Consider the following 14,324-nt stretch of genomic DNA (forward strand, 5'->3'; position numbering starts at 1 on the left):
ATTATTTATTAAAAAAATAAATATACTTATAATTCGATATAATTGTTTAGATGTACCTTAAAATTAAGCAAAAAAAAGAAGCTGTTTTTGAGGCAGCTTCTTTTTATTAAAAATTTGGTGATAAATCGTATTTCTTATAAAAGGCATTCAATACATCGACCACTTCATCTTCTGTATCTACAATTTTGAATAAGTTCAAATCGTCAGCACTAACCGTACGTTCTTTTTCAACTAAAACAGTTTTTACCCATTCAATCAATCCGGACCAAAAACTCGTACCCACAAGGATAATAGGAAATCTGGCAATTTTTTTCGTCTGGATCAAAGTGATTGCTTCAAACAATTCATCCATCGTTCCAAAACCTCCCGGCATCACCACAAAACCTTGTGAATATTTGACAAACATCACTTTTCGAACAAAGAAATAATCAAAGTTCAAATTTTTGTCGTTGTCGATATACGGATTAAAATGTTGTTCAAAAGGTAATTCAATATTCAATCCCACTGATGTTCCACCGCCAAGATGTGCACCTTTATTTCCGGCCTCCATAATTCCAGGACCGCCGCCAGTAATTACGCCATAACCGGCTTTACTGATTTTGTATGCAATTTTTTCTGCCAATAAATAATTAGGATCTTCAGGCTTCGTTCTTGCGGAACCAAAAATAGAAACGCAAGGACCAATGCGTCCCATACTTTCATAACCGTTAACAAATTCGGCCATAATTTTAAAAATTGCCCAACTGTCATTGGTTCTAATCTCATTCCACGTCTTTCTTTTCAATCGGTCTTGGATAACTTTATCCTCGTCATTATCAAAATCTTCTAATCTCATATTCTCTATTTTATAATCTTATTTTTTTGGAGCTACTTCCAGCTATTCGTTTCAATCTTAATCGCCGAACCCCGGCTCATAAGGATTTTTACTGCAATCTGGGCTAGGGCTTCTAAATACTAAAGTAATTCTTTTTTTAAAAACTGCGCCGTATAGCTTTTTTTATTTTTTATAATTTCTTCAGGCGTTCCTTTGGCAACAAGCTGTCCGCCACCTTTTCCTCCTTCAGGACCAATATCAATAATATAATCTGACAGTTTGATAACATCCATATTATGCTCAATAATCAAAATCGTATTTCCTTTATCAACCAGTTTATTGATCACTTCCATCAAGACTCTAATATCTTCAAAATGCAATCCTGTTGTAGGTTCGTCCAGAATATAAAACGTATTTCCGGTATCTTTTTTTGATAATTCACCCGCCAGTTTGATGCGTTGCGCTTCACCGCCGGAAAGTGTGGTGCTTTGTTGACCTAAGGTAATATAACCCAAACCAACATCCTGAATCGTTTTTACTTTTCTATAAATCTTCGGAATCATTTCAAAAAATGGAACCGCTTCATCTACAGTCATATTCAACACATCCGAAATGGATTTCCCTTTATATCGAATTTCTAATGTTTCTCTGTTAAAACGTTTCCCTTGACAGGTTTCACATTCCACATAAACGTCTGGCAGAAAGTTCATTTCAATCGTACGAACTCCTGACCCTTCGCAGGTTTCACAACGTCCGCCTTTTACATTAAAACTAAATCGTCCTGCTTTATATCCCCGAATCATACTTTCGGAAGTCATCGTAAACAGATTTCTGATTTCTGTAAAAACTTCGGTGTACGTTGCCGGATTGCTTCTAGGTGTTCTACCAATAGGGCTTTGGTCAATATCAATCACTTTGTCGATATGTTCCAATCCTTCAATTTTTTTATAGGGCTGCGGTTTTTTGACACCGTTGAAATAATACGCATTCAAAATAGGGTAGAGCGTCTCATTAATCAAAGTTGATTTTCCACTTCCCGAAACTCCAGTCACGCAAATCATTTTGCCCAAGGGCAATTCTATTGAAACATTTTTCAAGTTGTTTCCTGTAGCTCCAGTCAGTTTTAGGAATTTTCCATTTCCTTCCCTACGTTTTTTTGGAACTTCAATTTTCATTTCACCATTCATGTACATCGCTGTAATAGTATGATGTTTTAGAATTTCGGCAGGTGTTCCTTTGCTGATGATTTCACCGCCATATTTCCCGGCTTTTGGACCAATATCAATTACATAATCCGCACGTTCAATCATGTCTTTATCGTGTTCTACCACAATCACTGAGTTTCCAATATCACGTAATTGTTCGAGAGAATGAATTAATTTTTCATTGTCTCTTTGGTGTAAACCAATACTTGGCTCATCTAAAATATACAAAACTCCAACCAACTGCGAACCAATTTGAGTAGCCAAACGGATACGTTGTGCTTCACCACCTGAAAGGGATTTTGAACTTCGGCTTAAAGCCAAATAATCCAAACCTACATTCATCAAGAAATTCAATCTGTCCTTAATCTCCTTGATTACTTCAGTAGCGATGCGCTTTTGTTTATCAGATAAATGGATGTCTAAATCATTAAACCAAGCGGTCAAATCCGAAATGTCCATATCGCACAATTCGGCAATATTTTTTTCATTGATTTTAAAGAATAACGCTTCTTTTTTCAAACGGGAACCTTCACAAACCGGACACTTTATTTCGTCCATGAATTCCTTTGCCCAACGCTTTATACTTGTGGAACCGCTTTCGTCATGTTGATTTTTGATGAAATGTGAAATTCCTTCAAAATCAATTTTGTATTCTCTGGCAACGCCTAAATCTTTGGAGTTGATTGTGAATTTTTCTTTTCCGCCATTCAAAATCATTTCCATCGCCTCAGCAGGAATGGTGTTAACTGCATCTGTCAATTTGAAGCCATATTTTTCACCAATTATTTCCAATTGCTTGAAAATCCAGGATGATTTATATTCTCCCAAAGGAGCAAAACCACCTGCTTTTATAGATAATTTTGGGTTTGGGATAATCTTCTTCGGATTAATTTCATTTACCGTTCCTAATCCGTTGCAATGGTCGCAAGCACCTTTTGGTGAGTTGAAAGAGAATAAATTCGGTTCTGGATTCTGATAGGAGATTCCAGTAGTTGGACACATCAAATTTCTGCTGAAAAACCGAACTTCATTAGAATCTTGATCTAAAACCATCAGCACATTCTCACCGTGATGCATGGCTGTATTAATACTTTCTGTCAAACGTTTTTCATTGTCAGCAGTATCTTCAATAACCATTCGGTCAACAACAATTTCGATGTCATGTGTTTTGTAACGGTCTAATTTCATTCCTAAAGTAATATCCAGCACATCTCCATTTACGCGAACTTTAAGGAAACCTTGCTTCGCAATTTGTTGAAAAAGCTCCGCATAATGACCTTTACGAGCACGAATAACTGGAGCCAAAATATTGATTCGTTTTCCTGAAAAATCCTGAATGATCAAATCCTTAATTTGCTCATCAGAATAGGAAACCATTTTTTCGCCGGTATTGTAACTGTAGGCATCAGCGCCACGAGCGTACAATAATCGCAGGAAATCATAAATTTCAGTAATAGTTCCCACGGTGGAACGCGGACTTTTACTGGTTGTTTTTTGTTCGATGGCAATTACAGGAGAAAGCCCGTCGATTTTATCGACATCAGGACGTTCTAAGCCTCCCAAAAATTGACGTGCATAAGCAGAAAAAGTTTCTACATAACGACGTTGCCCTTCGGCATAAATGGTATCAAAAGCTAAGGAGGATTTTCCGGAACCTGAAAGGCCAGTAATAACGACCAGTTTTTCACGAGGAATAGAAACGTCTATATTTTTTAAGTTGTGAACGCGAGCGCCTTGAACTTCAATGGTATTGTCTTTGTCTAACATAATTTTTGCAAAAAAGCAAAGTTACCATTTTGATTTATTCTTTCGATACAACAGTTTAGAAGTTTATGTTAAAGATTTTGGTACTTTTGAAGTAATTTGTATGAATATTAAAGACATTCATAACCAAGCATTACAGATATTTTTATGAAAACAAGAATTGGAATTTTAGGATTAGGTGGAGTAGGCGGCTATTTTGGTGGATTATTGGCCAAGGCTTATTTTGAATCAGATGTAATCGAAATCGTGTTTATTGCTCGTGGCGAAACCCAAAAAGCAATAGCCAAGAATGGATTGAAAATAAAAACTGATACGGATGAAATGACCGTTTTTCCGAGCTTAGTTTCTGATAACCCAGATGAAATCGGGAATCTCGATTATCTTATTTGCGCCACTAAAACCTATGATATTGAAACCAGTTTTGAATCCATAAAAGAATGTATTTCGGCAACGACCACAATCCTACCTTTATATAATGGAGTTGATGCTACAGAACGCATTCAAGTAGTATTTCCTAAAAATACAGTATTGCAAGGTTGTGTTTATATTGTTTCAATGATTGAATCTCCCGGCATTATCAAGAAAGTTGGCTCTTACGAAAAATTATTCTTTGGTTCGCAAACAGTATCAATTTCTAGATTGAACGAATTACAATCTATTTTCGAAAACGCCAATATAGAAAGTTATCTTGTCGAAAATATTGAAGAAACGGTTTGGGAAAAATTTATTTTTATTTCGGCATTGGCTTCAGCAACTTCGTATTTGAATGAGAATATAGGAGGTGTTTTAAACAATCCTGAATATAAGGAATTTTATATTTCATTGTTGAATGAGATTACTGCTGTTGCTGTTGCAAAAGGGTTAAAGTTGCCCAATGATATTGTTGCCCAAACGATAACGAAACTCGAAAAATCGCCAAAGGATAATACGTCATCCATGCACAGAGACTTATTGGCCGGGCATAAAACGGAAGCGAATTCCCTAACAAAATATGTGGTTAATGAAGGTGTAAAACATGGTATTGCAACTCCCGTTTATCAAAAAATACTAGAAAAATTATCGTAATTCCTAAACCTAAATTATTCTTCTTCACCATCATTTTGGTCTGATTCGTTTTCAGAATCTTCTGAATCACCAGCGCCAATTTCGAAGAAACTAAAAATAGAACCTCCGTAACTTTTTTGGAACGAAAAGTGAATCATGTGATCCAGTTTGGTATATTTCGAATGTTCGATTACCATCATTCCATCTTCATTAAGCAATTCTTTTTCGAAAACTAATAAGATAATTTTTTCGAAAGTTTTTTGGTCCAAAGCATACGGTGGATCTGCAAAAATAATATCGTAGGACGTTTTACATTTTTCTAAATACGTGAAAACATCGCTTTTTGTGGCAGCAATATTAAAATCATATTCGGCAGCTACTTGCTTGATGAATTTTACACAACCAAAATCACCATCAACAGAAGTGATTGGTGTGCTTCCTCTTGAGGCAAATTCGTAACTGATATTTCCTGTTCCTGCGAATAAATCTAATATTTTAAGTCCTTCAAAGCTGAAATGGTTGTTCAAAACATTGAATAACGCTTCTTTAGACATGTCGGTTGTAGGGCGAACGGGTAATCCTTTTGGTGGAAAAATGCGTCTTCCTTTGTATTTTCCTGAAATGATTCTCATGAGTTGAAAAGTATAAAATGATTTCTGTTTTCGGCCTCAGAAAAATAATTGTTCCATCGCAAATCTTCCACATCTATGAGGGAAACGTTGCGAATGTATTTGTAAGCGATTTTGAAATAATCACTTACGGTATCAATATTTCCGATTAGTTCCAATGGGAAGTTTTCGGGATTTAAGTTTAATTGTTCAGCGGTGAATAAAATGTAATACAAGAAATCTTCTGGTGTATTGTAATCGAAAGAATTGAAAAGTAATAATTTTTGGTTCTGAACCGCAATGATTTCAAAATGACCTGTATTAATATGTACAAACATTTTTTTCTCATCCTTATTTTTGGAGGCAACCAAAAGTTTTGAAACCAAAATACTATTTGCATGTTTGTAATCGAAAGCTCCAAATTGGTCAATGAAAAAATTATTAATATTCACATACGGAATATACACCGCATTCATTTGATAGTTTGGAATTTCATCAAAAGCGAAAAAATCAGTTTCAAAAACTTTTGTGTTGTATTGCAAATAACTGCCTAAAAAGTTCTCGTCAAATAACGGTTCCGGAACAAACGTTGAAAGATTATTATTGTGAATTACAAGAATTTCATCATAGGAATCCTTTAATTCTGGATGATTGTTGAAAGCATCGGCAAACAAATCTTCAATTTTTGTAGCTTTATGGAACGTATCAAAATGAACTTCGTTGAATGAAATTACGGTATTATTTAGCGTGTCAAAACAACAAAAAGAAAGTCCTGTCAAGGAAACTTGAATGGAAAGTTTTTTATATTTTTTTTCGGCTATGTTTATCATACTATTGATTTTTTCAACAACGCAAACTTACAAATTTAAAAATCAATTTCATTATCAATATCAATCACAGTGGCAAAAAAACAATAACAGTATTTGAAAATTGAAATTGCTATTGACCTTGAAATTGAAAAAACATTCTTTACTTTGCAGTCAAATAACACGAAATGAATTCCTCCCTGTTTTATAGTCTTTTACAAAAAAAGTTCCCTTTTCAACCCACGTATAAACAGGATGTTTTTTTTCAAAAAATTGCTATTTTTTTGACTGAAATCGATAATAGAACCATTTTTGTTTTAAAAGGATATGCGGGAACGGGAAAAACAACAGTGATTTCTACGATTGTAAATAGTTTATTGAACATCAATAAAAAATATGTCTTGTTGGCGCCAACAGGTCGTGCGGCAAAAGTGATTGCCAATTATTCAAATAAACCGGCTTTTACGATTCATAAAAAAATCTACTTTCCAAAGAAATCTTCCGGTGGCGGCGTTTCGTTTACGTTGCAACAAAATAAACACAAGAACACTATTTTCATCGTCGATGAAGCTTCTATGATTTCAGACACGAATTCCGATTCTAAGTTGTATGAAAACGGTTCCTTATTAGATGATTTGATTTCGTATGTATATTCGGGAACCAATTGCAAAATGATTTTATTGGGAGATACGGCTCAGTTGCCTCCGGTTAATTTAGATATCAGTCCCGCACTGGACATTCGCACTTTGGGAATGAATTATGATAAGGAAGTAGAGCATATCGAGTTAGACGAAGTCATGCGTCAGGAAGAAAATTCTGGGATTTTGCATAACGCAACTGAACTTCGGGAATTATTGAAGGATTCCTTTATTGATGAATTCAAATTTGATGTCAAGAAATTCAAAGATATAGTTCGGTTGACAGATGGCTATGATATTCAGGATGCCATCAATTCCGCCTACAGTAATTATAGTATAGAAGACACTGCTTTTATTGTTCGTTCGAATAAAAGAGCGAATCAATATAATGAGCAAATTAGAACCAAAATCCTCGATAAAGAAAGTGAACTTTCCACTGGCGATTTTCTGATGGTGGTGAAGAACAATTATTTTTGGTTGAAAGATTCGGATGAAGCGGGTTTTATTGCCAATGGTGATATTATCGAAATATTGGAAATTTTCAATATCAAAGAATTGTATGGTTTTAAGTTTGCCAAAGTAAAAATTCGAATGATTGATTACCCCAATCAGATTCCATTTGAAACGGTATTATTAATGGACACCATAAAAAGTGAATCGCCATCGTTGACCTATGAAGAATCAAATAGATTGTATCAGGAAGTTTTGAAAGATTATGAAGGCGAAACCAAATTCAAGCAATTCCAAAAAGTGAAAGCCAACGAATATTTCAACGGACTTCAAGTTAAATTTTCGTATGCAATAACCTGTCATAAGTCACAAGGTGGTCAATGGAATACTGTTTTTATAGAACAACCGTATTTGCCGGATGGCATCAATAGAGATTACATTCGCTGGTTGTACACTGCTATGACCCGAGCAAAAAATAAATTATATTTGATAGGATTTAAAGATGAGAATTTTGTAGAGTAAATTTGATAAACATATAAGTCATATAAGCTAAAATCAAAGAAAAACTTAAATGACCTTATATGACTTAAATGGTTCAATAATTTTAAAATAGTTTTGTAATGAACACTTTAAACGATTTACATAAAATTTCAGGCTCTTTTTCGAATACCGAAAAAATGCCGGTGCTGTTTTTAGGACACGGCAGCCCGATGAATGCCATTGAAGAAAATCAGTTTGTGACTGGTTTTCGAAATTTGGCTAAAACGTTGCCGCAACCCAATGCCATTTTGTGTATTTCAGCGCATTGGTTTACCAAAGGGACAAAGGTTACCGCAATGGAAATGCCAAGAACGATTCACGACTTCGGCGGTTTTCCACAAGCACTGTTCGATGTCCAATATCCAGCAAAAGGAAGTCCGGAATTAGCAGTAGATACCAAACATTTATTATCGCCAGTAGAAGTAGAGCTGGATGAACATTGGGGTTTGGATCATGGTGCATGGAGTGTAATTAAGCATTTATATCCAGAAGCAAATGTTCCCGTGATTCAGTTGAGTATTGATTATACTAAATCCGGTCAATACCATTTTGACTTGGCTCAGAAATTAAGCGCCTTGCTTACCAAAGGAATCTTGATTGTAGGTAGCGGAAACATTGTTCATAATTTGGGATTGGTCGATTATCGCAATTTCAATAAAGATAATTACGGTTATGATTGGGCAATTGAAGCAAGGGAATCAGTAAATAATTATTTACTGGATGGAAATTTTCAACCATTGATTGATTTTGAAAAGCAAAGCAAAGCGTTTCAATTAGCGATTCCTACGCCAGAACATTATTTACCTTTGATTTATACTTTGGGATTAAAAGGGAAATCCGAAGAACTCAGTTTGTTTAATGATAAGTTATTGGCAGGTTCATTGAGTATGACTTCGGTGAAGATTATGTAGGAGGCTTTTATAAAATAAATCTTATATTTGACATTCCTTGCACAAAATTTAAGAAAAAAATAAAAGATAAATGAAATTTGGTAAAACAATAAAAATATTTTTAATAGATGGAGAGCCAAACGGACGAATGAGTTGCGAACTTTCTAATTGGTCTGGAAAAGCATATAAAATCCCACGTATAAAAGTAAAAGATTGTATTGATCGTAATGATTTAACAAGTACTGGAGTATATCTTTTATTCGGGAAAGATGAAGAGGGGAAAGACTTAGTTTATATTGGAGAAGCAGAATCAATATTAAAACGACTAAATCAACATTTAAACCAAAAGGACTTTTGGCATGAGACTATTGTTTTTATAAGTAAAGATGAAAATTTAAATAAAGCTCACGTAAAATATTTAGAAAATAGACTTCATAACATAGCACACTCAGCTAAACGCTATAAAGTTGAAAACTCAATTATTCCAACGCAATCATCGATTTCTGAATCTGACAGATCTGAAATGGAAGAATTTATAGAAAATATAAAAATGCTTGTTAATACTCTTGGTCATAAAGTGTTTGATGAAAAAAGAGAAATTAAACAAAAGCAGATTACAGATGTTTTTTATCTAAGAGGGGCTCGCGGTGCCGAAGCTACAGGTGAACCAACATCAGATGGTTTCGTAGTTTATAAAGGTTCAAAAGCAGCGAAAGACACAACAAACTCAATGAATTTTAATCTTGTTAAATTAAGAGAAAAGCTAACTTATGACGCAATTTTTATTGATAAAGTTGAATTTCTTGAGTTTTCTGAAGATTTTTTATTTAGTAGTCCTTCAGCTGCTGCTGCAATAGTAATGGGAAGAAGTGCAAATGGTCTTACCGAATGGAAGCTTAAATCTGGTAAGACATTAAAAGAGTTTGAGACTAATCAAAATTATAATACTGTTAGTAATTCTAAGTAATTACATTTCCCTGATAAACATTTATGAAACAATTGCCTTTCAATAATTCAGTTAGTTCCGTTTTGGAACATACTCATAAAAGATAAGAGTTTTAATCCAGAGGATTGCTTACAGCAGCTAAGGGAATTAAATAGAATTCAGTAAGTGCAATTTTTGCACATACTACTGTTATTATAAGGATTACAAATAATTTATATGGCTAAAATTAAAGTTATAAATACTGAAGTTACTGTAGTTTTAATCAATGAGAACGATTATATTTCTATTACAGACATTGCAAAACACAAAACTGACGACACAAGTGCGACCATTGGAAATTGGATGCGAAATAGAAATACAATAGAGTTTTTAGGACTTTGGGAAACATTATATAACCCAAATTTTAAACCCCTCGAATTCGAGGGGTTTAAAAAAGACGCGGGTTTGAACGCCTTTACGATGTCACCACAAAAATGGATAAATACAACAGATGCAATTGGTTTTGTTTCAAAATCAGGACGATATGGAGGGACTTTTACTCATAAGGATATTGCCTTTAAATTTGCCAGTTGGATTTCGGTTGAATTTGAACTTTATATAGTTAAAGAATTTCAGCGTTTAAAAGAAGAGGAGCAAAAACATATTGGCTGGTCCGCACATAGGGAATTAACAAAAATAAACTATCACATACATACGGATGCCATAAAGCATAATTTGATACCCAAAACACTTAATGCCTTGCAAATTTCAATCGTGTATGCAAATGAAGCTGATGTTTTGAATATGGCTTTGTTTGGAATAATTGCTAAACAATGGCGTGAATTAAATCCTGATCTAAAAGGTAATATTCGAGATTATGCCTCAATAAATGAATTAATTTGTTTGTCTAATCTTGAAAACTTAAATGCTCTTTTTATTAACGAAAATTTACCACAAAAAGAACGATTAGTAAAACTCAATCAAATAGCGATACAGCAAATGAGTATTTTAAAAGAGGTAGAAAATAAAAAATTAAAATAATCCTTTGCAATTAGTGCCTTAGCGGTAAAATAAAATATCAAAAATGAAAATAATAGCAGTCATTCCAGCCCGTTACGCTTCGACACGATTTCCCGCAAAACTAATGCAGGATTTGGGAGGCAAAACGGTCATTTTAAGAACCTATGAAGCAGCTATAAACACGCAATTGTTTGATGATGTTTTTGTGGTAACGGATTCGGATTTAATTTATGACGAAATCGTTTCTCATGGCGGAAAAGCCATCAAAAGTATTAAAGAACACGAATCAGGAAGCGATCGAATTGCGGAAGCAGTCGAAAATCTGGACGTTGATATTGTAATCAATGTACAAGGAGACGAACCATTTATCGATGCAGAACCTTTGGCAAAAGTCATTGAAGTTTTTAGAAATGATTTGGATAAAAAAGTGGATTTGGCTTCGTTAATGCGCGAAATCACTAATGAATACGACATCAATAATCCCAATAATGTAAAAGTGGTTGTGGACCAAAACGGATTCGCTTTGTACTTTTCACGTTCGGTAATTCCGTATCCTAGAGAGAAAAATGTGGGCGTTCGCTACATGCAACACATCGGGATTTATGCTTTTAGAAAACAAGCTTTATTGGATTTTTACAGTTTACCGATGCAATCTTTGGAAGCATCCGAAAAACTGGAGCAATTACGTTATCTGGAATTTGGAAAACGAATTAAAATGGTGGAAACGACACATGTCGGTATCGGAATTGATACTCCCGAAGATTTAGAAAAAGCGAGAAAAATGTTGTAATTATTCCAGATTTTCATGATCGAAATAGCCTTTCGTTTTTACTTTGGTGGAAAAGAAATTCAAGAAAAGCACAATGAAAAAAAGAAACAATAAGGCTTGTGTAGTAACTAGAAATTTCCCTATTGGTGTAATGGGATGGTAGTCGCCATAGCCGATGGAAGAGGAAGTTACAATACTGAAGTAAACCGAATCAAACCAATGGAAAAACGGTTTGTTCATGTAATTTCCAACAGAATAAAAGACGGCGTATGCAAATGCAATTTCTAAATAGTTAAAGAAAAGCAGCAACATGGATCTCTTATATGAGCGTGGTTTTGAAAATAAATCAGATGCAAAAATCAGTGTTGGAATATAAAAAACAGTTTCCAAAAAAACATAAACAAGAATCCAGATAATCCACTGATGGCTTTGCCAGTGATTTATTAATATCACTATTGGAAAAATCACTTTTAATAAAACATAAAAGTCTAACGCTAAATCTTGGTATTCAACACCTTTCTTGCTAGCCCAATATTTAATGTAAATCCCTGGAAAAAGTAATTGGGACGAAGCCAATATTAAACGGACAATTTTTTCAATTCCATTGTCTTCCTGATGATCGTTATTCCAAATGGATTGAATATTCTGAATCCGTTTTTGGATGGGATTAAACTTAGGTTGAGCGCCCTTTGACGTTTTTCCAAGAAGCAGTTTTTTTAAAATTTTTTTCATTCCAGCAAAGTGTTAAATAGCGCCATGTAAGTGTACAAAATAATTGTGTTGCTTTGCCAGAATTGTATTGTAAATTTTCATAAAAAACTTGTACTATTTAAGTTAGTTTTTCAATTAAAATCAACTCGTTGTGAACTTCTAATCTGGGAATAGTTTTTATTCGAAATTCACTTTTGAAGAACTCGGATACGTATTTTTTATTTCTTATATTTTGACTTTCATTCAGTAACATAGTATTGAAAAGAATAAAACCATGACTCTTTAAAAGAAAACAGATTCTATTAATGAAAAAAGTTTCAAATAAGAAATTTGGCATTGTGGTATCTTGAAAAATATCAATAATAATTAGGTCGTATTTGGTTTTGGTTTTTAGAACAAATTCGAAAGCATCATCAATTACAATTTCAAGATTTTTTACCTCGTCTAGCTTGAAATAGGTGTTGGCTATTTTAATTATTTCGGGATCGATTTCAATTCCGGTAATTTTTCCATTGTATTTTATTTCGTCCACTAATGTTTTGATAACGCTTCCGCCGGCAACTCCCAGAACAAGAATATGTTTCATGGAAACTATTTTTTCAAAACCTATGTTTTTTAATCCTAATCTCAATATGCGTTGCAAACTACCATACGAATAATTGGCGTTTTCAGAATCTAAAACTAATTCGCCATTTGCCCAAGTCACTTCAATCGATTTACTCAACAAAGATTTTGTTTCGTAAATTTTTATTGGAATGAGATAACTGAATATTTTTTTAATCATTAGAGGCAGTTTTACCCAAAAATAAGATTTAAATTATTTATTTTGTGTGAAATATGAAAGAATGAAGAAACAATTTTACAAATGGATATTTTTCAGGCTCATGGGTTGGAAAATAGTTGGAGGAATTGACGCAAATATAAAAAAATGTGTCATGATGGTTATGCCGCATACAAGTGCGCATGATTTTTATTTGGGCATTTTCACCAGAGGCATTACCGGATTAGAAATGAATTGGGTTGGTAAAAAGGAATTGTTTCGTTTTCCTTTCGGATTTTATTTTAGATATATGGGCGGCGAACCACTGGATCGTTCTGGCGGTTTGAATAAAGTCGATTCTATTGCGGCTATTTTTCAAAGGAAAGAAATTTTTCGTTTGGCTGTTGCCCCTGAAGGAACCCGTGAAAAAGTTACCGAATTAAAAACAGGATTTTATTATATCGCTTTAAAAGCAAATGTTCCTATAATTCCTGTCACGTTTGATTTTGGAAGAAAAGAAGTGAACTTAGGAAATCCAGTTTTACCTTCTGGAGATATTGAAAGTGATATGGCAGTTTTGAAGAAACACTATAAAGGTGTAAAAGGTAAAATTCCGGAAAACGGATATTCATTTGAATAAATGATAATGTAAAAAATAAATTCAGTTTCTATTGAAATAATTTTTACAGCAAAATAATGTATGAGAACCCATTTCGAAATTCCGAAATGGGGTTCTTTTTTTAATCGGGAACATAACTTTTAAAAGTTCCATTCTTATAAAAAATAACGATTTTATCTATTTCAGTAGAATCGGATTCTGTATCGCTATTTTTATTTTCTATTTTTTTTGTTTCCAAAGTTGGGATTACAGGTGGAATTTTAATTTCGGAAAATAAATTCTCAGGAATTATTTCAGCAGAAGATGGAGCAGGAATATTTTGTTTTACAACTTGCTCAACATTATTTTCTTTTATGACTGACTGTTGTGAATTTTTAGGAAAATTTCCTTTTCCATTTAAAATCCAGTGCAAATCTACATCAGGAAAAACTTCTAATATTTTAAGAATAAAATCCAAGCTAGGTTTGTTTCTTCCTGAGAGTAGGTGAGACAAACTGGAGCGCTGTACACCAATTTTATCCGCAAAAGAAGAAGCATTCAAGCTGTAGTAATCCAGTATGATTTCTAATCTTTTTATAAATTCCTCTATGTTTACCATTGTAAATTATTGATATGAATTAACTATTTACAAATGTAATCAAAACCAATCAGAATACCAAAATTACAAATGTAATTAGTATTTACATTACTAATTAATATAAAGTATAGAATAATGTAATGTATTTTAAATATATGATAATTAATATTTTAGTTATTATTGA

14 protein-coding genes are annotated in these 14,324 nt (G+C 33.6%); 7 read left to right on the forward strand and 7 right to left on the reverse strand.

What is annotated here, in order from left to right; genetic code table 11:
* Positions 1-106: 106 nt before the first annotated feature.
* Positions 107-835, reverse strand: a complete 729-nt coding sequence (locus tag DR980_RS02750; RefSeq protein ID WP_113633740.1) for an LOG family protein — start codon at positions 833-835, stop codon at positions 107-109.
* A gap of 119 nt (positions 836-954) precedes the next feature.
* Positions 955-3,786: an excinuclease ABC subunit UvrA gene (uvrA, locus tag DR980_RS02755; protein WP_113633741.1), complete on the reverse strand. Its 2,832-nt coding sequence runs from the start codon at positions 3,784-3,786 to the stop codon at positions 955-957.
* A gap of 144 nt (positions 3,787-3,930) precedes the next feature.
* On the opposite strand from uvrA, the gene DR980_RS02760 reads away from it, so the two are divergent.
* On the forward strand, positions 3,931-4,848 hold the full coding sequence (locus DR980_RS02760; protein WP_113633742.1) for a ketopantoate reductase family protein: 918 nt from the start codon (positions 3,931-3,933) through the stop codon (positions 4,846-4,848).
* A 14-nt stretch (positions 4,849-4,862) separates the two neighbouring features.
* Here the strand turns inward: DR980_RS02760 and DR980_RS02765 are convergent, their stop codons facing one another.
* Positions 4,863-5,459 (reverse strand): RsmD family RNA methyltransferase, encoded by a 597-nt coding sequence (locus DR980_RS02765; protein ID WP_113633743.1) that lies wholly within the window; start codon positions 5,457-5,459, stop codon positions 4,863-4,865.
* Entirely contained in the window at positions 5,456-6,265 is an 810-nt protein-coding gene (locus DR980_RS02770; protein WP_113633744.1) for a DUF3822 family protein, read from the reverse strand. Before DR980_RS02770 ends, DR980_RS02765 begins: the two co-directional genes overlap by 4 nt.
* 164 nt (positions 6,266-6,429) lie before the next feature.
* Between DR980_RS02770 and DR980_RS02775 the strand changes: the two genes are divergently transcribed.
* The 5 genes from DR980_RS02775 to kdsB all read left to right on the forward strand — a co-directional run bounded on the left by DR980_RS02775 (position 6,430) and on the right by kdsB (position 11,494).
* Entirely contained in the window at positions 6,430-7,851 is a 1,422-nt protein-coding gene (locus tag DR980_RS02775; protein WP_113633745.1) for an ATP-dependent DNA helicase, read from the forward strand.
* Positions 7,852-7,949: 98 nt separating this feature from the next.
* A complete protein-coding gene (ygiD, locus tag DR980_RS02780; protein WP_113633746.1) occupies positions 7,950-8,780 on the forward strand; it encodes a 4,5-DOPA-extradiol-dioxygenase in 831 nt (276 codons plus the stop codon).
* Positions 8,781-8,850: 70 nt separating this feature from the next.
* Positions 8,851-9,726, forward strand: coding sequence for a GIY-YIG nuclease family protein (locus tag DR980_RS02785; RefSeq protein WP_113633747.1), 876 nt, complete (start codon positions 8,851-8,853; stop codon positions 9,724-9,726).
* A gap of 195 nt (positions 9,727-9,921) precedes the next feature.
* Positions 9,922-10,725 carry a KilA-N domain-containing protein gene (locus tag DR980_RS02790; protein WP_113633748.1) on the forward strand — a complete coding sequence of 268 codons (804 nt, stop codon included), beginning with the start codon at positions 9,922-9,924 and terminating at the stop codon, positions 10,723-10,725.
* A gap of 43 nt (positions 10,726-10,768) precedes the next feature.
* Positions 10,769-11,494, forward strand: a complete 726-nt coding sequence (gene kdsB, locus DR980_RS02795; RefSeq protein WP_113633749.1) for a 3-deoxy-manno-octulosonate cytidylyltransferase — start codon at positions 10,769-10,771, stop codon at positions 11,492-11,494.
* On the opposite strand, the gene DR980_RS02800 is transcribed toward kdsB, so the two are convergent.
* Positions 11,495-12,205, reverse strand: coding sequence for a potassium channel family protein (locus DR980_RS02800; RefSeq protein ID WP_113633750.1), 711 nt, complete (start codon positions 12,203-12,205; stop codon positions 11,495-11,497).
* A gap of 97 nt (positions 12,206-12,302) precedes the next feature.
* Positions 12,303-12,968, reverse strand: a complete 666-nt coding sequence (locus tag DR980_RS02805; RefSeq protein WP_113633751.1) for a spermidine synthase — start codon at positions 12,966-12,968, stop codon at positions 12,303-12,305.
* Positions 12,969-13,029: 61 nt separating this feature from the next.
* Here DR980_RS02805 and DR980_RS02810 point away from each other — a divergent pair, with 61 nt between their 5' ends.
* Positions 13,030-13,584, forward strand: a complete 555-nt coding sequence (locus tag DR980_RS02810; RefSeq protein WP_113633752.1) for a 1-acyl-sn-glycerol-3-phosphate acyltransferase — start codon at positions 13,030-13,032, stop codon at positions 13,582-13,584.
* 100 nt (positions 13,585-13,684) lie between these two features.
* Here the strand turns inward: DR980_RS02810 and DR980_RS02815 are convergent, their stop codons facing one another.
* Entirely contained in the window at positions 13,685-14,161 is a 477-nt protein-coding gene (locus DR980_RS02815) for a helix-turn-helix domain-containing protein (protein WP_113633753.1), read from the reverse strand.
* Positions 14,162-14,324 lie beyond the last annotated feature (163 nt).

This window comes from Flavobacterium psychrolimnae, assembly GCF_003312425.1.
Taxonomy (GTDB): Bacteria; Bacteroidota; Bacteroidia; order Flavobacteriales; family Flavobacteriaceae; genus Flavobacterium; species Flavobacterium psychrolimnae.

Bases quoted from the DNA above. Each gene is read 5' to 3' on its own strand.
- DR980_RS02750 (WP_113633740.1), bottom strand. From the start codon at position 835: ATGAGATTAGAAGATTTTGATAATGACGAGGATAAAGTTATCCAAGAC.
- uvrA (WP_113633741.1), bottom strand. From the start codon at position 3,786: ATGTTAGACAAAGACAATACCATTGAAGTTCAAGGCGCTCGCGTTCAC.
- DR980_RS02760 (WP_113633742.1), top strand. From the start codon at position 3,931: ATGAAAACAAGAATTGGAATTTTAGGATTAGGTGGAGTAGGCGGCTAT.
- DR980_RS02765 (WP_113633743.1), bottom strand. From the start codon at position 5,459: ATGAGAATCATTTCAGGAAAATACAAAGGAAGACGCATTTTTCCACCA.
- DR980_RS02770 (WP_113633744.1), bottom strand. From the start codon at position 6,265: ATGATAAACATAGCCGAAAAAAAATATAAAAAACTTTCCATTCAAGTT.
- DR980_RS02775 (WP_113633745.1), top strand. From the start codon at position 6,430: ATGAATTCCTCCCTGTTTTATAGTCTTTTACAAAAAAAGTTCCCTTTT.
- ygiD (WP_113633746.1), top strand. From the start codon at position 7,950: ATGAACACTTTAAACGATTTACATAAAATTTCAGGCTCTTTTTCGAAT.
- DR980_RS02785 (WP_113633747.1), top strand. From the start codon at position 8,851: ATGAAATTTGGTAAAACAATAAAAATATTTTTAATAGATGGAGAGCCA.
- DR980_RS02790 (WP_113633748.1), top strand. From the start codon at position 9,922: ATGGCTAAAATTAAAGTTATAAATACTGAAGTTACTGTAGTTTTAATC.
- kdsB (WP_113633749.1), top strand. From the start codon at position 10,769: ATGAAAATAATAGCAGTCATTCCAGCCCGTTACGCTTCGACACGATTT.
- DR980_RS02800 (WP_113633750.1), bottom strand. From the start codon at position 12,205: ATGAAAAAAATTTTAAAAAAACTGCTTCTTGGAAAAACGTCAAAGGGC.
- DR980_RS02805 (WP_113633751.1), bottom strand. From the start codon at position 12,968: ATGATTAAAAAAATATTCAGTTATCTCATTCCAATAAAAATTTACGAA.
- DR980_RS02810 (WP_113633752.1), top strand. From the start codon at position 13,030: ATGAAGAAACAATTTTACAAATGGATATTTTTCAGGCTCATGGGTTGG.
- DR980_RS02815 (WP_113633753.1), bottom strand. From the start codon at position 14,161: ATGGTAAACATAGAGGAATTTATAAAAAGATTAGAAATCATACTGGAT.